Raw genomic sequence first — 21,174 nt, forward strand, 5'->3', positions numbered from 1 at the left:
ATTTGCTACCCTAATGGTAAATTAGGGTAGCTTTTTTTTTATAAATGAAAGATAATACGACAGCAAGAGAACAAATACTGAAAAAGATAAGGAAAGCATTATTAGAGAAACGCGAAAATCCTTATCCTAATTTGGAGGACAGTGCGCTTTACAAAAAAAATACTGAGGAGCTTGAGGTATTATTTGCCGAACAGTTGACTGCCATTTCAGGTAATTTTATCTTTTGCGAAAATGGAATCGATTTTATTGAAAACATTTTAGAACTGGCCGAAAAATTTAATTGGCGAAAAATTTATTGCTGGGAGCCCGAACTTCAAAAACTTTTATCGCATTACGAATTCCCTTTTTATCAAACCGATAAAGATTTTGAAGAAGCAGAGGTTGGCATCACACTTTGTGAGGCGTTAATCGCTAGAAACGGAAGTGTTTTAGTAACCAACCAAAGTGCCGCTGGTCGTAGGTTGAGTATATTTCCACATCATCATATTGTTATCGCCCGCACTGGTCAACTGGTGTTAGATTTAAAAGATGGTTTTCAATTGCTAAAAAACAAATACGGCAATCAAATCCCATCCATGATTAGCACCATTACTGGCCCAAGTAGAACAGCAGATATTGAAAAAACTTTAGTTTTGGGTGCCCATGGCCCAAAAGAATTATTTGTGTTTTTGGTTGATGATTTTAGTTGATGGTCTTTATTTGTCATCGTAATGACCCCAAAATGAAAGAATTAAGACGATTACATTCTTTTCTTGAATTCTGTAAACGAGTAGGTGTTTTTAAGTAATTCTTCTAGACCAAGTTGATACATGATAATATTTTAACTTTTCGGGTTTTCCCGTTCCAAAAGTTGGATGCGCTCTTAACTCATTTATAAGCTGTCAATTTTAGTATAATAATCGTTATTTTTATCAATTTCAAAATGAACTTTCAATTCGTGCAGTAATGATTTTAACAAAGATTTTTGTTCTTAATTTTTAGATTTATTTGAAACTTTGCTTTTTAAAATCGTTAAAAACAAGCATGGAAATCAAAATTCGATCGATGATTAGAACAATTACCGCTAAAGCTGAAAGGCATATATTGAAAAGACTTTTGTATTGGTAGCATATTGTTCAAATGGGTTTTTTCTATTTTTGGTTAATGATTAGCTATTATACTGAGCGTAAAAATCCCCATTTCTAATTAAAAATTTTTATTTTCGATTAAATTATAATATTTTTATACCAAATACCATTTTGGTATATAGTATTAACGGGTAAAAGCAACATGATCAACACCATTATTTCTGGTACAGGAAGTTATATTCCTGAGCGTATTATCTCTGGTAATGAATTTCTTAATTCTACTTTTTATGAGAATGGAAACAAAATCGAAAAAGAAAATTCGGAAATTGTACAGAAATTTTCGGAGATAACAGAAATTGTAGAAAGACGCTACGCAGATGATGGTGAATTAAATAACCAAATTGGTGCAAAAGCTGCTGAGCGTGCTATTGAAAATGCAGGCATTGATAAAGAAACTTTAGATTATATTATATTCTGCCATAATTTTGGCGATGTCCATCCGGGAAGTAACCGAATTGATATTTTGCCTTCTCTAGCTTCAAAAGTTAAGCAACAATTGGGCATTGCAAATCCAGATTGCGTTGCTTATGATATTATATTTGGTTGCCCGGGTTGGGTACAAGGGTCTATACAGGCCGATTACTATATTAAAAGTGGAGATGCCAAACGAGTGTTGGTGATTGGCGCCGAGACACTTTCTCGCATGGTTGATCCACACGATAGAGACAGTATGATTTTTGCCGACGGTGCAGGAGCGGTAATTTTCGAGGCCGAAGAAAGTAACGAAAAAAGAGGCATAATTTCCCATAAAACAGAAACGCATGCATTAAACCATGGCAATTTATTGATTATGGGCAAAGGTGCAAATCCAGAAGAAGCAAACGACAACTCTTACCTAAAAATGAACGGCCGCAAACTTTACGAATTTGCTGTAATTCAAGTGCCTCAAGTAATTAAAAAAGCAATTGATAAGGCTGGCTTAAGTGCTGAGGATATAGATATTGTATTTGTTCACCAAGCCAATGGCAAAATGGATACCGCAATAATGAAACGCCTGTTTAAACTTTATAACATAGATACGATACCTGATAATTTAGTACCAATGACGATTTCTTGGTTGGGAAATAGTTCTGTAGCCACTATACCTACTTTATTGGATTTGGTACTAAAGCATCAAGTTAAAGATTATAGCGTAAAAAAAGGCGATGTGGCTGTATTTGCATCAGTTGGTGCGGGAATGCACATTAACGCATTTATTTATAGATTCTAGTTTGCTATTCGTTTCAATGCGGCTTTAGCCTGAGTTTCTATACTGCTTTCATATTCATGGTTTTTCATGTTTATGGCGGTGTTATATGATGATTTTGCTTTGATAAAATCTTTCTTTTTCTCATAAACTTTACCCATTTGTAAAGCAGCATTTGCAGCGAAGTAATATTTTAAATTTCTGCCAATGTTTATCGCATTTTGATAATAGGTTAGGGATTGATTGTCTTTTCCCAAATCATCGTAAATTCTGCCCAATCGATAGTTAAATTCCGTTTTATCCTTATCGGTGGCAAAATCCTCATTGGTTTTATCTGCTAAAAAACTCAATGCCTTTGTTAAATAACCCCCGTCAAACAGCAACCTAGCTTTTAGCAATTCTACGTTTGGCATCGGGCTTAAAGCTTCATTTTGTGCCTGCTTATCTTTCTCTTGATAAAGAAAACCATTGCTTACGGCCTTTTCTGCAAATTTTTTATAATTTAATTTATCCCCCTTTAAAAGCGAAACCCAAGCTAAATGCATATAAGTATCTTTAATATGATCTACGCCTTTAGTCGTTTTTAAAAAGTTCTCAAAATAGATTACGGCGTTTAAATCCAACTTATTTAAGTGCGCCACACCCTCCAAATAATCCAGATATGGAAAATTTACATAAATTGCGCCTACAGGTTTATGCTTAAAAATTGCCATTGCATTATCTGTGTGCGCATATTTAATCGAAACATAACCTTGTAAATAGGTTTTTAATAAACTGCTATCGTTCATTCGCGCGGTATAATGCATGGTTTTGGTATAAGCCGAGGCACTATGGGCCACATCAATTAAAACATAGCTGTAATAAAAAGCAACTTCTTCGTAAAAGGGCTCATAAGTAGTTTCGGCAATGCTTCCAGCAAGTTTATCTAGCATGGCTAATCCAACTTCGGTATCACCTTTTATCCCAAAAGTAGCTAATGTACTTTTTAAAGCTCCATCAGGTAAACTTCCCAAAACGGCATTTATTAAGCCCAAGCCTTTATAGCTTAACGGGAAAGATGGAAAATTTTTTACGTTTTCTGCCAATAAGCTGTTGGCCTTCCTAATCTCCATAGCGGCATTAAAATATTCGCCATACCTACCATGTATTAAAGCCCACTGTAAGTTTATTTCTGCTTGCGCATACAAGTAATAGGGAGAGGTTTTATCATCGGCACTGATGATATTTAGTCGGACTGATTTATTCGCCTTTAAGCGATCGAACTCAGCTTTACTATCCGAAGTAAGCAACGTAAAATAATCGATGTAATTTTCTAGTAAAGGAATTATAGAATTATTGGGTCTGAGTTTTTTTTCGGTAGAAAGGTAAGCCCTAGCATTGCCTAGTTTAAGCTCAAAAATATTTTTATATGCATTTAAACAATTGGCATTAAAATCAAAATTGGCAAAAGAGGATAGTGGAACAAACAAAAAAATTGCAAAAAGCAGAAATAAATAGCGCAGGGATTTTAGCATTTAAAGCAGTAGATTTTTGAAAGTAGAAGCAAATATCTGCATTAACTTAGATTTTAAAAAGTTAATTTATGTGATGGTTTGTAAAATTTTACAAGTCGTTTAAAGCCCTGCATTTGGAGGAGGGTGATTGCAAATGCTTCCAAGCTGGAGCTACCATTGATGTTGCTGGTTAACTAACATTTGTACAGCGCTTTATACAATTGTATATGTCCGCTTGGCTAAGCCTAAGTAATGAATCCCCGTTCACCTTAAACCCGGCCTAATAAATTTTTGGGAATCCACTGTCCGAGCCAAACCACTAACTTTAATACAAAAATTTTCAGCCGGAAATTTTTGTTTCTTTTTGTTGTCAAAAAGAAAAAGCCCGCCCGGCCAGGGCAGAAAGAGTTCACATCATTTTTTTGATTTACTCCTTAACATAATGACGATGCCGTTGGGTTGAACAAAAAAAACGGCCTTGTTTTTGTAAACAAAGCCGTTAATATATTTTTAGTTTAAATTAAGCTTCAGCAACTTCTACAGTTAAGGCTTCATCAACCAAAATACGTCCGCAATGCTCGCAAACAATAATTTTTTTACGCTGACGGATATCTAACTGACGTTGAGGTGGAATTTGATTGAAACATCCTGAGCACGAATCGCGATCGATTGTTACAACCGCTAACCCGTTTACAGAGTTTTTGCGTAAACGTTTGTAAGCTACTAATAAACGTGCATCGATTGTTGGCTCAGCTTTATCGGCTTTCTTTTGTAAATCTTTTTCTTCTTTTTCTGTTTCAGAAGTAATTACATCCAATTCGCCTTTTTTAACTTCTAAATCTTTCTTTCTGCTTTCCAATTGAAGTTTAGTTGCTTCGTAGATTTCTGTTTTAGAAGTAATTTCGAAACCATGTTCTTTAATCTTCTTTTCAGCAACTTGAATATCTAAACCTTGAATCTCAATTTCTTTAGTTAAAGCATCGTATTCACGATTATTTTTAACCTCTTTTAATTGCGTATCGTATCTTTTAATTGCTGCCTGAGAATCTTTGATCGTATTCTTTCTTGTAACGATAGAATCTTCAAGATCGTCAAGTTCACCTTTAATTTTAGAAATTCTGGTTTCTAAACCCAAAACATCATCTTCTAAATCGGCAACTTCCATTGGCAATTCACCTCTTACCTGGCGAATTTTATCAATTTTTGTGTGGATATTTTGTAATTCGTATAAAGCTTTTAGCTTTTGTTCTACGGTTTGTTCCATTAAAACAAGTAATTTATGGGGTTTGTATTTTGCTCCGTTAAACGGATTGCAAAGTTAGTAAATTTTTTCTGAATAATTTCAACCAATAAATTCGAGGTAAATTGTTCAGTCTCAAAGTGTCCGATGTCGGCAATTATAATTTTATGTTCCGCATCAAAAAATTCGTGGTATTTAAAATCTCCGGTAATAAAAACATCAGCACCTGCTGCAATTGCATCTTTTAACAAAAAACTCCCTGAGCCACCGCAAACGGCCACCTTTTTAATACGCTTGCCAATAATTTCGGTATGCCTAACTACTTTAGCTTGCATTCTATCTTTAACTAAATGCAGAAAATCATAAGCATCCATATCGTATTCTAACCAGCCAACCATGCCAGAGCCCACTAACTGATGCTTATTCTCTAACTTATAAATATCATACGCAATTTCTTCATAAGGATGGTTTTCGAACAAAGCCACCAAAATTTTACGCTCTGTCTGTGTCGGATAAATTACCTCAATCCTAACTTCGGGCTCTTTATGCCGAACGCCTATTTCGCCAACAAATGGATCGGCATTTTCATTTCCTTTAAAAGTACCAAAGCCATCGGCGTTAAAACTTGCATCGCTATAATTGCCAATATTTCCTGCGCCTGCATAAAACAATGCCGAGCGCAATTGCTCAGCTTGTGCCTGCGGACAAAAAGTAACGAGTTTTTTTAATAATCCCGCTTTTGGCGAAAGTACTTTTGTGCCTGTTAAACCTAATCGTTCACAAATACGAGCATTAACACCGGTATCAATCGCATCTAAATTGGTATGAATGGCATATAAAGCAATATTATTTTTAATGGCTTTAAGCACAACTCTCTCCACGTAATTTTTACCATTCAGTTTTTTTAAGCCTTTAAAAACAATTGGGTGATGGGTGATAATTAAATTACATCCCGTAGCAATGGCTTCATCAACTATTTTCTCTATACAATCTAATGCTACCAAAGCAGCATGCACTTCCATATTTGGGTCGCCAACAATTAACCCAGCATTATCATAATCCTCTTGATAATTTAGAGGCGCAACAGTTTCTAAGTAGTTTGTTATTTCTGATAATCTCATTTTATAAAGATAGAAATTTTGAGGTTTTTGTTTGAAATGAAGATGAAAAACTTCTGCGAATTAATTCTTGAGATGAATAAACAATATTAGTTAGTTGATAACCACCCCCAGCCCCTCCTTAAAAAAGGAGCGAGTTGAAAGCGTAAAAAATCGAGCGTATTAAAAACCAGCTAAAGCCATAAAATAACAAACCCAATTTTAATACGCCCAAAATTCCCAAGGGGATACAAATAACAAAACAGAAAGTCCGCAAACCCGTTTTTTATTCGGGTGCGGACTTAATCTTGGTGCTTGGCTTTTTAATAGTGGGTGGCAGAACTAAGTCAAAATAAATCTGACTTTCATCTCCTAAAATTTATTATCAACTGGAGTTGTTGGAGCCGGTTGCTGAAAACCGCCCATCCTTACCATTTGCAAACTTTCGAAAGCCATTTTCTGGTTGTGTTGAAAAGCTAAGTCTTTATGATTGACAATATCTACAATAGAGCCAATAAAACATAAACCCCAAGTTAATAGGTATAGAATACCCATCCCTATCTGTCCGATAATAAATCTTTGTAAGCCTGGCAAAACCAATAATCCGATCAAACAAAAAATTAACATATCTGATGGATTTTTTCTTCGGCCACTGTAAAACATCAGGAAATTGCGCATTTGTTGCTCATTTAAACCAGTTGTTGCTTGTTGTAAGTACGAGAATTCTTCTGGCGTTATACCTGGTAAAGCCATTAAAGGTGATTGATAGTTATCCATAATATTTTAAATATGTGTTTTTAATTTTCTAATTTCTATTTTCTTTGTAAGTACGTAAATTCTATGCAACAATATTAACAACGCCGGTATCCCGAACCAATGTTGCCTAAAACTTTGTTCAAATTCCCCATGAAAAATATAGGTAATTGAACGCCCTAAGCCACAACCTGGGCACCAACGTTCGAAACCCAAATTTGCAATGGGACAAAGTGTAAAATGATGTTCGTGCGCATTCGCAGTTGCCAATAATACCAAAGCCGTTATCCAGAATAGCAATTCTAATGGCAAGCTTTTAAAGTATTTCATGTTTATCAATTTATATGGTTTAGAGGCTGATGATGGGGTTATGTTACACAAACTGCAGTTAATTCGACAAACAGCGCATATTATTCGACGAAGTTGTTTATTTCATCAAAGAACCAATCACATCTAAAGTAAAATTTTAAAATTCCAGTATCCAAAAAAATCAAAAATAGTTAAAAAAACCTTTACACCAATTTGAGGTTTATTATAAAAGATAAGTTTAAATTTGCACCTTGAATATTCGAGATTTAGTTAATAGATACAAAACCAACGATAGCGTAATCGAATTTACCAAAGCGTTGAATGCCAGTAAAAACCCTAAAATACAACTAAAGGGTTTAGTAGGTTCTGCGGATGCACTTGTTGCACTCTCATCGTACTTTTTATTGCACAAACCTTTGCTTTTCGTACTTCCAGATCGAGAAGAGGCCTCATATTTTCAATCTGATTTGGAAAGTGTATTGGATAAAGAAGTTTTATTATTTCCATCATCTTACCGCAAATCTTTTGATTTTACACAAGTAGATACGGCAAATGTGTTAGCTAGGGCGGAAGTTTTAAACGAGCTTAACCATGATTCGGAATATGGAAAAATTGTAGTTTCTTATCCCGAAGCCATTGCCGAAAAAGTGATTGATCGCTCTGCTTTAGAAAAAAACACGTTAGAAATAGGTTTAGGCGCTAAACTCGGCATCGAATTTATTAATGAGTTTTTAATTGATTACGATTTTGATCGTCGGGATTTTGTTTACGAACCTGGGCAGTTTTCAATTCGGGGCGGCATTGTAGATATTTTCTCGTTTTCTTCGGATTTACCTTATCGGATTGAATTTTTTGGCGATGTGGTAGAAAGCATCCGCAGCTTTGAAATTGATAGTCAGCTTTCTGTTACCGATTTAAAATCACTCACCATTGTACCTAATGTACAGGCTAAATTTTTAACTGAAAGCAACATTAGTATTTTGGATTACATTGATCAAGATACCCAACTTTGGTTTAAGGATGTTGAATTTACTTTAGATATTGTTAAGGCAGGCTACAAAAAAGCATCCGAACTTTGGAAAGCTTTATCATTGGCCGATAAAACGCAAAACCCCGATTGGATTGATCCAAAATTTGCATTTTCAGACGAGAAGCTACTTGGCGATCATTTACAAGATTTCCCTATTATAGAATTTGGCAAACAGTTTTTTTATAAAACCGATTATCGTTTCGATTTTGAAACCAAACCGCAGCCATCATTTAATAAAGATTTTAACCTGCTCATCCACAATCTAAAAGAGAATGAAAAGGCAGGAATTATCAATTTTATTTTTACCGATTCGCCTAAGCAAATTGAGCGTTTATATGCTATTTTAGATGATATTGATAAAACTGCAAAGTTTACACCCATCAATAATATGCTTCGCGAAGGTTTTATTGATGCCAACATTCAAACTGCTTTTTACACCGATCATCAAATTTTTGATCGTTACTACAAATACAAACTTAAAAAAGGTTACCAAAAAAGTCAGGCGATTACGCTTAAAGATCTGCGCGAATTAAAAGCTGGAGATTATGTTACCCACATCGATCATGGTATTGGCAAATATGCCGGATTAGAAAAGGTGGAGGTTAACGGTAAAACCCAAGAAATGATTCGTTTGGTTTATGCCGATAACGATTTGTTGTATGTAAACATTAACTCGCTTAACCGCATTGCAAAATACAGTGGGAAAGAAAGCGGTGTGCCAAAAATGAATAAATTGGGCACCGATGCTTGGGATAAGCTAAAAAAAACCACTAAAAAAAAAGTTAAAGATATTGCCCGAGATTTAATTAGGCTTTATGCTTTGCGTAAAGCACAAGAAGGAACGGCTTTTTCTCCGGATGGTTATTTACAAACCGAATTAGAAGCATCTTTTATTTATGAAGATACACCCGATCAATTAAAAGCTACCCAAGATGTGAAAAAGGATATGGAATCTCCATACCCGATGGATCGATTGGTTTGTGGCGATGTTGGTTTTGGCAAAACAGAAATTGCAGTTCGTGCGGCATTTAAAGCCGTTGCTGAGGGTAAACAAGCCGCTATTTTGGTGCCTACCACTATCTTAGCTTTACAACATTTTAAAACTTTTTCGGCACGTTTAAAAGATTTTCCGGTTACGGTTGATTATATAAATCGATTTAAAACCAGCAAGCAAATTAAAGAAACTTTAGCCGAAGCCGCTTTAGGTAAGGTAGATATTTTAATCGGAACCCATCGTTTACTCAGTAAAGATGTAAAATTTAAAGATCTGGGCATCATGATTATTGATGAGGAACAGAAATTTGGCGTAGCCGCAAAAGAACGATTAAAAGCCGTTAGGATTAATGTTGATACCTTAACGCTTACCGCAACGCCAATTCCTCGTACTTTACATTTTTCTTTAATGGGCGCTCGAGATTTATCTATTATTAGTACGCCACCACCAAATAGGCAACCTGTAAATACCGAATTACATGTTTTTAACGATAAGTTGATACAAGAAGCTGTACAATTTGAATTGGATAGAGGCGGACAGGTTTTCTTTGTACACAATCGCGTTAATGATTTAATGCAATTGGGCGGGTTAATTAAAAAATTAGTGCCAAAAGCGAGGATTGGTATTGCACACGGACAACTAGATGGCGATGCACTGGAAGACGTGATGATGGATTTTATTAACGGCGAAAAAGATGTTTTAGTGGCAACAACTATTATAGAGGCGGGTTTGGATATTCCGAATGCCAACACGATAATTATAAACCATGCGCACATGTTTGGACTGAGCGATTTGCACCAAATGCGTGGTCGCGTAGGCCGAAGCAACAAAAAAGCTTTCTGTTATTTACTTTCGCCACCTTTATCTACTTTAACTTCCGAAGCTAGAAAACGTTTAAGTGCCATTGAAGAATTTTCTGATTTGGGTAGCGGTTTTAATGTTGCGATGCGAGATTTAGACATCCGCGGTAGCGGAAATTTATTGGGAGCAGAACAGAGCGGCTTTATCGCCGAAATTGGTTTCGAAATGTACCATAAAATTTTAGATGAAGCCATTCAAGAACTTAAAGAGGCAGAATTTAAAGGTTTATTCGAAAATGAACCTGCTCGTAGTTTTGTAGGTTTTACGCAAGTTGATACCGATTTGGAACTCTACATCCCCGACGCTTACATTACCAATATCACCGAGCGCTATAATTTATACACCGAACTTTCTAAGCTCAACAACGAAACCGAATTGGCTATTTTTGAAAAGCATTTAGCTGATCGTTTCGGACCCGTTCCGCCACAGGTAAAAACGATGTTAAGTGTGGTACGGTTACAATGGTTGGGCAAAAAATTAGGCTTCGAGAAAATCAGCTTTAAGAAAAATAGCTTAAGAGGATATTTTTTAAGTGATAAACAATCGAAATATTTCGATTCGGATACGTTCACCAAAATATTAACTTTTGCGCAAAATCATCCACGGATGTGTAATTTAAAAGAAGTGAAAAATACCTTGAGAATTGCTTTCGATAACGTAACAACCGTTGAAGAGGCGATCCAAACTTTAGAACTTATCGACTAAAAAACACGAATTCAGTCAGTCAACTGACTGAATTAACGTTAATTCATTCAGTTGATTGACTGAATTAACTATTTTTGTTATATTTGTGCGCTATGGAAGATCAAATACCTAGATATTTAAGTTCTGTTATAAAAAGCAAAATTGGCAAAAATAAGGTTATCCTGCTTTTTGGAACTCGCCGTGCTGGTAAAACTTGGTTTATCGAGAACATCCTCCGAGAAACAACAATTGAACATTTATTTTTAAATGGCGAAGATCAAGATGTGCAGGCATTACTTGCCTCGCGTACCGCTGCAAACTATAAAAGAATTTTAGGCGAAGCGAAGCTTTTAGTAATTGATGAAGCGCAAGTTATACCAGAAATTGGAAAAATTTTAAAGCTTCTGATTGATTCTTTTAAAGATTTAACCATCATTGCAAGTGGATCATCAGCTTTCGATCTATCTAACCAAACAGGTGAACCATTAACGGGAAGAAGTTTAACTTATTATCTTTATCCAATAGCACAACTAGAGTTAACTACTATCGAAAATGGCTTACAAACTGCCCAAAACCTCGAAGAGCGATTAATCTTTGGGTCTTATCCGGAGCTTTTCCAGTTAAATACAATTGCCGAAAAAACAACATATTTAACAGAATTGGTAAAGTCATACTTGCTAAAAGATATTTTGATGTATGAAAATATTCAAAATAGCACCAAACTTTTCGATTTGCTAAAATTAATTGCGTTGCAGGTTGGGTCAGAAGTTTCTATCGATGAACTTTCTCGCAATTTAGGACTTAGTAAAAACACTGTTGATCGATATTTGGATTTACTTTCAAAGGTATTTATCATTTATAAAGTAGGCGGATATAGTAATAACTTACGCAAGGAAATTACTAAATCTTCTAAATGGTATTTTTATGATAATGGTATCCGTAATGCGATAATAAATGATTTTAGACTTTTAGCACTTCGCAACGATCATGGTATTTTATGGGAAAATTATTGCTTTAGCGAACGTATAAAAAAGACAAGCTACCAAGAAGAAAACACAAGAAATTACTTTTGGAGAACATACGACCAACAAGAAATTGATTTTATTGAAGTTAAAGACGAACAGATTAATGCGGTAGATTTTAAGTTGGCAAACCAGAAAAAGAAAATCCCCGGTTTTTTCGCCAAAAATTACCCTAATGCAAACTTCACAATTGTAAACAAAGAAAACTATTTAGATTTTATAAGTTAATGCTAGACCCAACCTTACTGCTCGATTTAGTTAAAATGCAAATGCCTTACGGAAAGTACAAAGGCTATTTAATTTGCAACATACCCGAAAGTTACTTGCTTTGGTATAAAGATAAAGGTTTCCCGAAGGGAAAATTAGGCGATTTAATGGCTACGATGTTCGAAATTAGAGTTAATGGATTGGAATATTTGTTAACGCCATTGAAAAATCAAAATAAATAATTAATTCCAATTATCATATCAAAACCAACTCTTCGCTCAATTCATTAAAACTTCATAATACTGCCTTTATTTTGCCATCGATAAGATTTTAAAACATCTTTAAAATCCGTTCGTCTAAAATTAGCAGTTAATGAGAAAATTAATACTCCTAAGCGCAGTAAGTTTGCTTTTGTATCAGACAGGTTGTAGCTCAAAAAAGGAAGAAAAAGAAGAATCAACAAATTACACCGCAACTTCTCCCCTAAAAATAGACACATCTTTTAACAAAGATTATGTTGCTGAAATAAAATCAGTTCGAAATATCGAATTACGGGCGCAGGAAAAGGGCTATCTCCAAAATATTTATGTTGATGAAGGGCAAACTGTAAAAGCCGGACAATTGCTGTTTAGGATTATGCCGAAAATGTTTCAAGCAGAGCTGTTAAAAGCACAAGCAGAATCAAAATCTGCAGAAATTGAACTTCAAAACACAAAATTATTATCCGATAAAAATGTAGTTTCTAAAAACGAATTTTTTATGGCTAAAGCAAAATTAGACGCTGCAAATGCAGAAACTTCTTTAGCCAAAATGCACCTCGCACTAACTGAAATCAAAGCGCCCTTCAGCGGAAAAATTAATCGAATTCCACTTAAAATTGGGAGTTTGGTTGATGAAGGGGCGTTGCTAACTTCCCTATCCGATAACAGCGAAATGTTTGCCTATTTCAACGTTTCTGAACCCGAATATTTGAATTATGCCAGTGCTGTAAAAGAGAAAGGCAAACAACAAGTAAGTTTATTAATGGCAAACAACGAACTTTTATCTGCTAAAGGTACTGTTGAAACCGTAGAAAGTGAATTTAACAACGAAACAGGAAACATCGCTTTTCGAGCTCGATTTAACAACCCCAACGGTTTACTTAAAAACGGAGAAACGGGTAAAGTAGAAATGTTGGTTCCGCTAAAAAATGCATTAGTTGTACCCCAAAAAGCAACTTACGAAATACAGGATAAAACCTACGTTTTTATAATTGATAAAAACAATAAAGTAAACGCCCGAGAAATTACCATCGCAAACGAAATTCCAGATTTATATGTAATTGGTGCTGGACTAAAAGCCGATGATAAAATTTTATTAGACGGGGTGCAGAAAGTAAAAGAAGGCGATCAAATCAAATTCAAATATCTTGATCCTAAAGGCGTAATTAACGGTTTGAAATTACACGCAGAATAACATTACCACTAAAATTTATGTTCAGTAAATTCATCCAACGGCCGGTACTTTCTATAGTTATATCGCTTATAATTGTTTTTTTAGGTGCTTTGGCCATTACTGGTTTGCCAGTAACGCAGTTTCCATCCATCTCGCCACCAAAAGTAAATATTACCGCAGAGTATCCTGGTGCAAATAACGAACTGCTAATTAAATCGGTTATTATTCCTTTAGAGCGTGCGCTAAACGGCGTACCGGGAATGAAATATATTGCTTCAGATGCTGGAAATGATGGCGAAGCAAGTATTCAAGTGGTATTTAATTTAGGTACCGATCCCAACCAAGCATCATTTAATGTTCAAAATCGCGTTGCAGCTGTAACCAATAAATTGCCCCCGCTCGTAATAAGAGAAGGTGTAAAAATTACCAGAGAAGAGTCTAACATGCTGATGTATATTAACTTATACAGTAAAGACCCTAAAATGAACGAAAGTTTTCTGTATAACTATGCAGATATAAACTTGCTGTCGGAGCTGAAACGCGTAGATGGTGTTGGCTTCGCCGATATTTTAGGCGATCGTGATTATGCCATGCGCATTTGGCTTAAACCTGATCGGATGCAGGCTTACAAAATTTCTGCCGATGAAGTGATGAAAGCGCTTGACGAGCAAAGTTTAGAAGCTTCGCCGGGCAAAACAGGCGAAAGTTCTGGCAGGCGTTCTCAAGCTTTTGAGTATGTTTTAAAATACTCAGGCAGGTTTACAACTAAAGAGCAATATGGAAATATCGTTTTACGTGCTAATCCCGATGGGGAAATGTTGCGCTTAAAAGATGTGGCCGATGTCGATTTTAGTAGTTCTGCTTACAATTTATACTCCAGCTTAAACGGCAAATCTTCCGCAGCAATTGTATTAAAGCAATCGTACGGTAGTAATGCAAGCCAAGTTATTAAGGATGTTAAGGCAAAAATGGCCGAGATTAAAGCCTCGTCTTTTCCAAAAGGTTTAGATTACGAAATCAGTTACGATGTGTCTAAATTTTTAGATGCTTCCATAGAAAAAGTACTGCACACTTTAATAGAAGCTTTCATTTTGGTGGGTTTGGTGGTTTACCTGTTCTTAGGCGATTGGCGTTCTACCTTAATTCCCATCATTGCAGTACCCGTATCGCTTATTGGTACATTTATATTTATGCAGTTTTTTGGCATATCCCTAAATCTAATTACGCTATTTGCCTTAGTTTTAGCCATTGGGGTAGTGGTTGATAATGCCATTGTGGTAATAGAAGCGGTGCATTATAAAATGGAAACCAAGAAACTTTCAGCTTTAAAAGCAACGCAAGAAGCCATGAAAGAAATTAGTGGTGCAATCATCGCCATTACTTTTGTTATGGCGTCGGTTTTTATTCCAGTTGCTTTTATGTCGGGGCCGGTTGGTATTTTTTACCGTCAATTCTCCATTACAATGGCTACAGCCATCATCCTTTCGGGTTTAGTTGCACTAACCTTAACACCTGCATTATGTGCTATGATGTTAAAGAGTAATCACGGTAAAGCAAAAAAGAAATCGGTAATTGATCGGGTTTTAGATGGCTTTAACAATTGGTTTGGCAGGCTTACCGGTAGTTATACCAAGCTTTTAAACAAAGTGGTAAGTCGTAGGTTATTAACTTTTGGCGCATTAATTGCTTTTTGTATCGGGATATTTTTTTTAAACAATTCCGTTCCATCGGGCTTTATCCCTAATGAAGACCAAGGCATGGTTTACGCCATTATCCAAACTCCTGCGGGCTCTACTTTAGAACGTACAAACGAGGTTGCTAAAAGGCTTCAGGTTTTGGCTAAAGATATTGAAGGTGTGAAATCAATTTCATCTTTGGCGGGTTACGAAATTCTTACCGAAGGAACAGGCTCAAATGCCGGAACTTGTTTAATTAACTTAAAAGATTGGAGCGACCGCAAAAACTCATCGCTTGATGTAATTAATGAACTCGAAAAAAAGGCTAAAGAAATTCCGGGCGCTACGATCGAGTTTTTCCAACCTCCGGCAGTTCCGGGTTATGGCGCAGCTGGCGGATTTGAATTGCGATTATTGGATAAAGCCGGCAGTGGCGATTACAAAAAAATGGAAACGGTAAGTAATGATTTTGTTCGCGAGCTTAATAAGCAAAAAGAATTATCATCTGTATTTAGCTTCTACAGCGCCAGTTTTCCTCAATATATGCTAAATATCGATAACGACCTTGCCCAACAAAAAGGCGTTACTATTGATAATGCAATGAGTACTTTATCCACATTTGTGGGAAGTGATTACGAAACCAGCTTTATAAAGTACGATCGCCAATATAAAGTAATGGTGCAGGCTTTGCCAGAATATAGGGCGCTTCCATCTGATATTTTAAAACTATCTGTTAAAAACAGCAGAGATGAAATGGTTCCTTTTTCTGCATTTATGAAAATGGATAAAGTGTATGGTTTATCGGAAATTACGCGGCACAACATGTCAAATTCATCCGAAATTAGTGGTCAATCTGCTTTGGGTTATAGTTCTGGCGAAGCAATTAAAACCATTACAGAAGTAGCACAAAAAACGCTACCAAGAGGTTTCGGAATTGATTGGGCAGGTATTTCGAAAGATGAAGTATCGAGAGGAAATGAGGCAATTTATATCTTCTTAATTTGCTTGGGCTTTGTTTATCTTATTTTGGCTGCACAATATGAAAGTTTTGTATTGCCTTTGGTAGTAATTTTATCATTACCTGCTGGTATTTTCGGCACATACATTTTTCTTAAAGTTTTAGGCTTAGAAAACAACATTTATGCACAGGCCGCAATGGTTATGCTTATTGGTTTGCTAGGCAAAAACGCGGTGCTAATTGTAGAGTTTGCGGCACAGCGGCACAGCCAAGGTGTATCAGTTTTTAATGCGGCAATAGAATCGGCGGTGCTTAGGTTCAGGCCAATTTTAATGACTTCTTTTGCTTTTATAGCAGGCTTAATCCCTTTAATGATTGCCACCGGACCCGGAAAAATAGGCAACCGAACAATTGGTACAGCTGCCACAGGCGGTATGCTCTTCGGAACCATATTTGGCGTAATTATTATCCCGGGGTTATACTTCATTTTTGGCACCATTTCCGCAAAGCGAAAACTTATAAATATTGAGGATGAAAATCCATTATCCGAAGAAATTGAGCACAATGTTTAAAATAAATCAATATAAAAGCTTAGGCTTAATTTTAATTGCCGTGGGTTATTCGGCATGCAAACTACCGCAGTTGGAGCAACGCAATGCGCAAAAAAATGTTCCTTTTAGTTTTACTGCTTCCAAAGATAGTGCAAACGTAGCCAATATTAAATGGCGTCAATTTTTTAACGATGAGGATTTAGCGAACTTGATTGATACTGCTTTGAAAAACAATCAAGACTTAAACATTACTTTAAAAGATATCGAGATTGCCAAAAACGACATAAAAGCCAAAAAAGGAGATCTTTTGCCAACAGTTGGTTATCATGCAGGTGCAGGTTTTGATAAAGTTGGCTTATACACCAGCCAAGGTGCGGGCGATGCAAGTACAGATATTACACCGGGAAGCAGTGTGCCTGAAATTTTGCCCGATTATCAAGTTGGTTTAACTGCCAATTGGGAAGTTGATGTTTGGCATAAACTCAGAAACGCAAAAAAATCGGCATATTACCACTATTTGTCATCGATTGAGGGCAAGAATTTTGTAGTTACAAACTTAGTTGCCGAAGTGGCCAATTCTTATTACGAGCTTTTGGCTTTAGATAATCAGTTTACAATCATTAAGAAAAATATTGTTTTACAAAACGATGCTTTAAACTTAATGAAGATTCAAAAACAGGCCTCGCGAGTAACCGAGTTGGCTGTTAGAAAATTTCAGGCAGAGGTATATAATTCTGAAAGTTTAAAGTATAATATTCAGCAAAGTATTAGCGAACAAGAGAATAAAATTAATTTTTTGTTGGGCAGATATCCCCAACCGATTAAAAGAAATGGCGACAGATTTATGGATTTAGTTCCAACTGTTATTAAAGCAGGTTTGCCAGCCCAATTATTAGCAAACCGACCAGATATTAAGCAAGCAGAATTAGATTTAGCTTCAGCAAAGCTCGATGTTAGCATTGCAAAAGCACAGTTTTATCCATCGTTAAATATTTCTGCAACGTTGGGCTACCAAGCGTTTAATCCGAGCTATTTAATTCGCACGCCCGAATCTCTATTGTACTCGTTAGCAGGTGATTTAGCCGGACCACTCATCAACAAAAACGCAATTAAAGCAAGTTACCTTACCGCAAATGCAAAACAAATTCAAGCAGTTTATAATTACGAAAAAACCATTTTAAATGGATATATGGAAACTGCTAACCAACTTTCTAATATTGATAATTTAGAGAAAAGCTATATTTTAAAACAAAAACAGGTGCTCGCATTAACGCAATCAGTAGATATTTCTAACGATTTATTTCGTTCTGCTAGGGCCGATTACTTTGAGGTTTTAATGACCCAGCGCGATGCTTTGGAAGCGAAGTTAGATTTGATCGACACCAAAAAGCAACAATTAAATGCTGTTGTTAATATTTATAGCGCCTTAGGTGGTGGCTGGAATTAAAACTGAAAAACGATCGAAGTTGCTGATTTTTGAAACCACTTCGATCGTTGTATTTTAATTTTATATTTCGTGAACAAAAGTTGATAATTTTGCTAAATCACCGTTCCAAGAACGCAACTTAATTCAATCCTTTAAAAGGATAATTAAATTTCACAGCCATTTTCATCACAAATGGCATCATTACTTTTATTTAATGAAGTAAGCGTTGTTTTAGGCTGTACTTCTTTCCATTCGGTAAAACTTTGTGTTAGCGCCTCAACAAACGCTTGCACAGGTTGCGCACCCGAAACGCCAAACTTTCTATCCATTACAAAATAGGGCACACCCCGAATACCCAAATTCTGGCTTTCATAAACGTCGTATCGAACGGCTTCAGCAAATTCATCGCTGTTTAAAACTTGTGCTGCCTCAACTTTATCTAAGCCAATTTCTACTGCCAAATCTATCAAAACACTTGTTTCACCTATGTTTTTACTATTTACAAAATGTGCTTCGAATAGCGTTTCTTCTGCCAAATCTTGAAGATTGTGTTTTGCCGCTAAATGAATCAATCGGTGCGCATTAAAAGTATTTGCAGGAATATTGGTATCGAAGTTAATGGTTAAGCCCGCTTGTTTAGCCATGTCGGCTACCTGCGCGCCCATTTGCTTTGCCTGCTCAATTGGCATCCCTTTACTTCTCGAAAGGTATTCGTACACTGTTTCGTTATTCGTGTTATGATATTCTGGATTTAGCTGATAGCTTTTCCAATCCACCTCAATTTCATCCTTAAAAGGTAATTTTTCGAGTGCTTTCTCAAAATGACGTTTGCCTATATAACAAAACGGACACATTACATCCGACCAGATTTCTACTTTCATAACGTAAAATTAGAATCATTTCTGCTAAACATAGTTTGTGCAACGTAAAGATTATCACAATCCCTTATAAAAAAAATCTTTATTGTAGCCAATATTCAGCTAAAAGTATTGCTTTAATTTTGAAGCTTAGGCGCAAGAAATACCTTGAGTAAGAACGATTCGACTAGATAAAAATACTACAATTGACCACGAACGAGGAATTATCGAAAATTGACGGGGAATCCGCAAGCAAATTTTAATTCAAAATTAAATACAAATATGCATAAACTACGGGAGCAGCCAATAATAAACCATCAAAACGATCTAATAAACCACCATGTCCTGGCAATAAATTGCCACTATCTTTAGTGTTTAAACTCCTTTTTAGCATCGATTCTACCAAATCGCCCAGCGTACCAAAACTAGCAATTAAAACAGCCATACCAACCCAAACCCACATTTGGTTTTCGGTAAAAATATACGATAAACCCACTGCAACTAAAACGCTTGTAAACATTCCTCCAAAAAAACCTTCCCAACTTTTTTTAGGCGAATGGCGCTCGAATAGTTTTCGTTTGCCAAATTTAACGCCAAAAAGATAGGCGCCTGTATCGTTCGCCCAAAGCATTAAGAAAAAAGAAAGTGGCAGATGAAAATTGTAGTTATTCCAATCTTTTAAAAAACCTAAGCCATGAAAAAATACAAATGGCACGGTAACATAAAATAAACCTACAAAAGTGTAAGATATGTTGGCAAATGGAATTTTGTTCTTTTTATAAAGTTCAGTTACAAAAACCGAAAATATTAGTGGTACACAAAGCAACAGATACTTCACATCGTACTTAAAATAATGCAAACCCGCAGCCATTAAAAAAATTATCGCCGCAGCTACCAAACCAATGTTTCTATGTGGCCTAATACCCGAGTTTTTTATCAATTTATAAAACTCAAAGAGCGCCAACATGCTTAAAATCAAATAAAATGCTGTAAAAACATATTTACCCAGCATCATTGATCCCAACATAACAATGGTAAAAAAGAAGGCGGTTATGGCTCTGGTTTTCATTTAAGGTTTTGGGTTTGTACTGAGGTCGATGCTAAGGATGAGGTTGAGACAGAGGTCTTATTAATCTATTTGGTTTTGCACAATATATTCTATCGCCTTATCAAAATCTGATTTATTGACTAAAACAGTCACCTCGCCAAAATTGTAGGCGGCAAGTTGCTTGTTTATTGTTACAGCAGGAATACCCGCTTCTGTTAATCCTTGTTTTAATACTTCGGCAGCAAAAGCATCGCCTGTTGTATATACTTTAATCCAATTTTCGCTCACGTTGTATGGTATCTTTAAAAATTTTAAACAAAGCTATGGTAATTATCGCACTAATTAAGTACCCATACCACGGAAAACCGATAGGATCATCGGCTTTATTTAACGGTATGTTGTGCATTTGCATATATAAAGCGGCGCAAACTGCATAACCGTTGTTAATAAAGTGCCCCAATATTGCATACCACAAGTTGCCACTATAATAGTACAAATAACCAAACCCTGCGCCTAAAAGCATACGTGGTAAAAAGCCATAAAACTGAACATGAATGGCGCTAAAAACAATCGCCGTAATCCATATTGCTACATGCGGATTGCCGAAAGTTTTATAAGCAATTCTCTGTAAACCACCTCTAAAAAATAGTTCTTCGCCTATAGCCGGCAATACTGCAATCATCGTTAAATTAATAACAAAATCCCAATTATTGCGTACCGTTAACAACTGTATAGTCATTTTCATGGCCTCTGCTTCTTTGGCCTTCATCCACTGCTCTACACCTCTTAAAAACTCGGGCAATACCATTTTCTGGTTTATTGTAACCGACCATTCCATAAAAGGCATACTTACCATCATTATAATAAAAACCAACAACAAAGGCATGTACTTTGGTTTTAAAAGGCCGAATAAAGTTGAAGGATTTTGCTTTTGAGTAATCGCCAAAAAAATAGGTGGAACAATAAAAATACCAATTGAGCTAGCCATTTGAAATATTTTTAAGGCGAAATTATATTGCGGGTCGCCACTTGTAATTAGGCCAAAATTACTCAAAATGCTTGTGCCGTAAATGATTACAATTATTAAAACTGCAATGGCAGAAAACACTAAAAGGCCCACAAATGCGTAAGCCAAAAGTAAAAGTAGTTGATAGAATGGATGGATTTCACCCGGTTTTGGTGTTACAGAATTCATTATTTGTACCTTTGTAGATATTATTA

18 protein-coding genes are annotated in these 21,174 nt (G+C 35.9%); 8 read left to right on the forward strand and 10 right to left on the reverse strand.

Annotation, left to right across the window (positions count from 1 at the left end; translation table 11 throughout):
* Positions 1 to 44: 44 nt before the first annotated feature.
* Positions 45 to 689, forward strand: a complete 645-nt coding sequence (locus tag EZJ43_RS04585; protein WP_133261492.1) for a LutC/YkgG family protein — start codon at positions 45 to 47, stop codon at positions 687 to 689.
* Between the two features lie 90 nt (positions 690 to 779).
* Here the strand turns inward: EZJ43_RS04585 and EZJ43_RS17600 are convergent, their stop codons facing one another.
* Entirely contained in the window at positions 780 to 875 is a 96-nt protein-coding gene (locus EZJ43_RS17600; protein WP_133261604.1) for a type II toxin-antitoxin system YoeB family toxin, read from the reverse strand.
* Between the two features lie 394 nt (positions 876 to 1,269).
* Here EZJ43_RS17600 and EZJ43_RS04595 point away from each other — a divergent pair, with 394 nt between their 5' ends.
* Complete coding sequence (locus EZJ43_RS04595; protein ID WP_133261493.1) at positions 1,270 to 2,337, forward strand: 3-oxoacyl-ACP synthase III family protein; 1,068 nt, start codon at positions 1,270 to 1,272, stop codon at positions 2,335 to 2,337.
* On the opposite strand, the gene EZJ43_RS04600 is transcribed toward EZJ43_RS04595, so the two are convergent.
* The 5 genes from EZJ43_RS04600 to EZJ43_RS04620 all read right to left on the reverse strand — a co-directional run bounded on the left by EZJ43_RS04600 (position 2,334) and on the right by EZJ43_RS04620 (position 7,226).
* Positions 2,334 to 3,827, reverse strand: a complete 1,494-nt coding sequence (locus tag EZJ43_RS04600; protein WP_133261494.1) for a tetratricopeptide repeat protein — start codon at positions 3,825 to 3,827, stop codon at positions 2,334 to 2,336. The genes EZJ43_RS04595 and EZJ43_RS04600 overlap by 4 nt on opposite strands.
* 499 nt (positions 3,828 to 4,326) lie before the next feature.
* A complete protein-coding gene (locus tag EZJ43_RS04605; protein WP_133261495.1) occupies positions 4,327 to 5,070 on the reverse strand; it encodes a zinc ribbon domain-containing protein in 744 nt (247 codons plus the stop codon).
* Positions 5,070 to 6,167, reverse strand: a complete 1,098-nt coding sequence (locus EZJ43_RS04610) for a Nif3-like dinuclear metal center hexameric protein (protein ID WP_133261496.1) — start codon at positions 6,165 to 6,167, stop codon at positions 5,070 to 5,072. Before EZJ43_RS04610 ends, EZJ43_RS04605 begins: the two co-directional genes overlap by 1 nt.
* Positions 6,168 to 6,515: 348 nt before the next feature.
* Positions 6,516 to 6,920, reverse strand: a complete 405-nt coding sequence (locus EZJ43_RS04615) for a TM2 domain-containing protein (protein ID WP_133261497.1) — start codon at positions 6,918 to 6,920, stop codon at positions 6,516 to 6,518.
* Positions 6,921 to 6,926: 6 nt separating this feature from the next.
* Positions 6,927 to 7,226 carry a DUF2752 domain-containing protein gene (locus EZJ43_RS04620; RefSeq protein WP_133261498.1) on the reverse strand — a complete coding sequence of 100 codons (300 nt, stop codon included), beginning with the start codon at positions 7,224 to 7,226 and terminating at the stop codon, positions 6,927 to 6,929.
* A 230-nt stretch (positions 7,227 to 7,456) separates the two neighbouring features.
* On the opposite strand from EZJ43_RS04620, the gene mfd reads away from it, so the two are divergent.
* The 6 genes from mfd to EZJ43_RS04650 all read left to right on the forward strand — a co-directional run bounded on the left by mfd (position 7,457) and on the right by EZJ43_RS04650 (position 18,069).
* Positions 7,457 to 10,795 carry a transcription-repair coupling factor gene (gene mfd, locus EZJ43_RS04625; RefSeq protein ID WP_133261499.1) on the forward strand — a complete coding sequence of 1,113 codons (3,339 nt, stop codon included), beginning with the start codon at positions 7,457 to 7,459 and terminating at the stop codon, positions 10,793 to 10,795.
* A gap of 92 nt (positions 10,796 to 10,887) precedes the next feature.
* Complete coding sequence (locus EZJ43_RS04630) at positions 10,888 to 12,024, forward strand: ATP-binding protein (RefSeq protein WP_133261500.1); 1,137 nt, start codon at positions 10,888 to 10,890, stop codon at positions 12,022 to 12,024.
* Positions 12,024 to 12,245 carry a DUF3820 family protein gene (locus tag EZJ43_RS04635; RefSeq protein ID WP_133261501.1) on the forward strand — a complete coding sequence of 74 codons (222 nt, stop codon included), beginning with the start codon at positions 12,024 to 12,026 and terminating at the stop codon, positions 12,243 to 12,245. Before EZJ43_RS04630 ends, EZJ43_RS04635 begins: the two co-directional genes overlap by 1 nt.
* Positions 12,246 to 12,375: 130 nt before the next feature.
* Positions 12,376 to 13,458 carry an efflux RND transporter periplasmic adaptor subunit gene (locus EZJ43_RS04640; RefSeq protein ID WP_133261502.1) on the forward strand — a complete coding sequence of 361 codons (1,083 nt, stop codon included), beginning with the start codon at positions 12,376 to 12,378 and terminating at the stop codon, positions 13,456 to 13,458.
* 17 nt (positions 13,459 to 13,475) lie between these two features.
* Positions 13,476 to 16,643: an efflux RND transporter permease subunit gene (locus EZJ43_RS04645; protein ID WP_133261503.1), complete on the forward strand. Its 3,168-nt coding sequence runs from the start codon at positions 13,476 to 13,478 to the stop codon at positions 16,641 to 16,643.
* Positions 16,636 to 18,069, forward strand: a complete 1,434-nt coding sequence (locus tag EZJ43_RS04650) for a TolC family protein (RefSeq protein ID WP_133261605.1) — start codon at positions 16,636 to 16,638, stop codon at positions 18,067 to 18,069. Before EZJ43_RS04645 ends, EZJ43_RS04650 begins: the two co-directional genes overlap by 8 nt.
* Positions 18,070 to 18,212: 143 nt before the next feature.
* On the opposite strand, the gene EZJ43_RS04655 is transcribed toward EZJ43_RS04650, so the two are convergent.
* From EZJ43_RS04655 to EZJ43_RS04670, 4 genes are all read right to left on the reverse strand, one after another.
* Positions 18,213 to 18,929: a DsbA family oxidoreductase gene (locus EZJ43_RS04655; protein WP_133261504.1), complete on the reverse strand. Its 717-nt coding sequence runs from the start codon at positions 18,927 to 18,929 to the stop codon at positions 18,213 to 18,215.
* Between the two features lie 235 nt (positions 18,930 to 19,164).
* Complete coding sequence (locus tag EZJ43_RS04660; protein ID WP_133261505.1) at positions 19,165 to 19,974, reverse strand: phosphatidate cytidylyltransferase; 810 nt, start codon at positions 19,972 to 19,974, stop codon at positions 19,165 to 19,167.
* A gap of 60 nt (positions 19,975 to 20,034) precedes the next feature.
* Positions 20,035 to 20,241 (reverse strand): putative signal transducing protein, encoded by a 207-nt coding sequence (locus EZJ43_RS04665; protein ID WP_165953084.1) that lies wholly within the window; start codon positions 20,239 to 20,241, stop codon positions 20,035 to 20,037.
* Positions 20,222 to 21,148, reverse strand: a complete 927-nt coding sequence (locus EZJ43_RS04670; RefSeq protein WP_133261507.1) for a CPBP family intramembrane glutamic endopeptidase — start codon at positions 21,146 to 21,148, stop codon at positions 20,222 to 20,224. Before EZJ43_RS04670 ends, EZJ43_RS04665 begins: the two co-directional genes overlap by 20 nt.
* Between the last annotated feature and the right edge of the window lie 26 nt (positions 21,149 to 21,174).

This window comes from Pedobacter changchengzhani (assembly GCF_004354365.1).
GTDB classification, from domain to species: domain Bacteria; phylum Bacteroidota; class Bacteroidia; order Sphingobacteriales; family Sphingobacteriaceae; genus Pedobacter; species Pedobacter changchengzhani.

Coding starts and splice junctions, on each gene's coding strand:
- EZJ43_RS04585 (WP_133261492.1), top strand. CDS start 45: ATGAAAGATAATACGACAGCAAGAGAACAAATACTGAAAAAGATAAGG.
- EZJ43_RS04595 (WP_133261493.1), top strand. CDS start 1,270: ATGATCAACACCATTATTTCTGGTACAGGAAGTTATATTCCTGAGCGT.
- EZJ43_RS04600 (WP_133261494.1), bottom strand. CDS start 3,827: ATGCTAAAATCCCTGCGCTATTTATTTCTGCTTTTTGCAATTTTTTTG.
- EZJ43_RS04605 (WP_133261495.1), bottom strand. CDS start 5,070: ATGGAACAAACCGTAGAACAAAAGCTAAAAGCTTTATACGAATTACAA.
- EZJ43_RS04610 (WP_133261496.1), bottom strand. CDS start 6,167: ATGAGATTATCAGAAATAACAAACTACTTAGAAACTGTTGCGCCTCTA.
- EZJ43_RS04615 (WP_133261497.1), bottom strand. CDS start 6,920: ATGGATAACTATCAATCACCTTTAATGGCTTTACCAGGTATAACGCCA.
- EZJ43_RS04620 (WP_133261498.1), bottom strand. CDS start 7,226: ATGAAATACTTTAAAAGCTTGCCATTAGAATTGCTATTCTGGATAACG.
- EZJ43_RS04630 (WP_133261500.1), top strand. CDS start 10,888: ATGGAAGATCAAATACCTAGATATTTAAGTTCTGTTATAAAAAGCAAA.
- EZJ43_RS04635 (WP_133261501.1), top strand. CDS start 12,024: ATGCTAGACCCAACCTTACTGCTCGATTTAGTTAAAATGCAAATGCCT.
- EZJ43_RS04640 (WP_133261502.1), top strand. CDS start 12,376: ATGAGAAAATTAATACTCCTAAGCGCAGTAAGTTTGCTTTTGTATCAG.
- EZJ43_RS04645 (WP_133261503.1), top strand. CDS start 13,476: ATGTTCAGTAAATTCATCCAACGGCCGGTACTTTCTATAGTTATATCG.
- EZJ43_RS04650 (WP_133261605.1), top strand. CDS start 16,636: ATGTTTAAAATAAATCAATATAAAAGCTTAGGCTTAATTTTAATTGCC.
- EZJ43_RS04655 (WP_133261504.1), bottom strand. CDS start 18,929: ATGAAAGTAGAAATCTGGTCGGATGTAATGTGTCCGTTTTGTTATATA.
- EZJ43_RS04660 (WP_133261505.1), bottom strand. CDS start 19,974: ATGAAAACCAGAGCCATAACCGCCTTCTTTTTTACCATTGTTATGTTG.
- EZJ43_RS04670 (WP_133261507.1), bottom strand. CDS start 21,148: ATGAATTCTGTAACACCAAAACCGGGTGAAATCCATCCATTCTATCAA.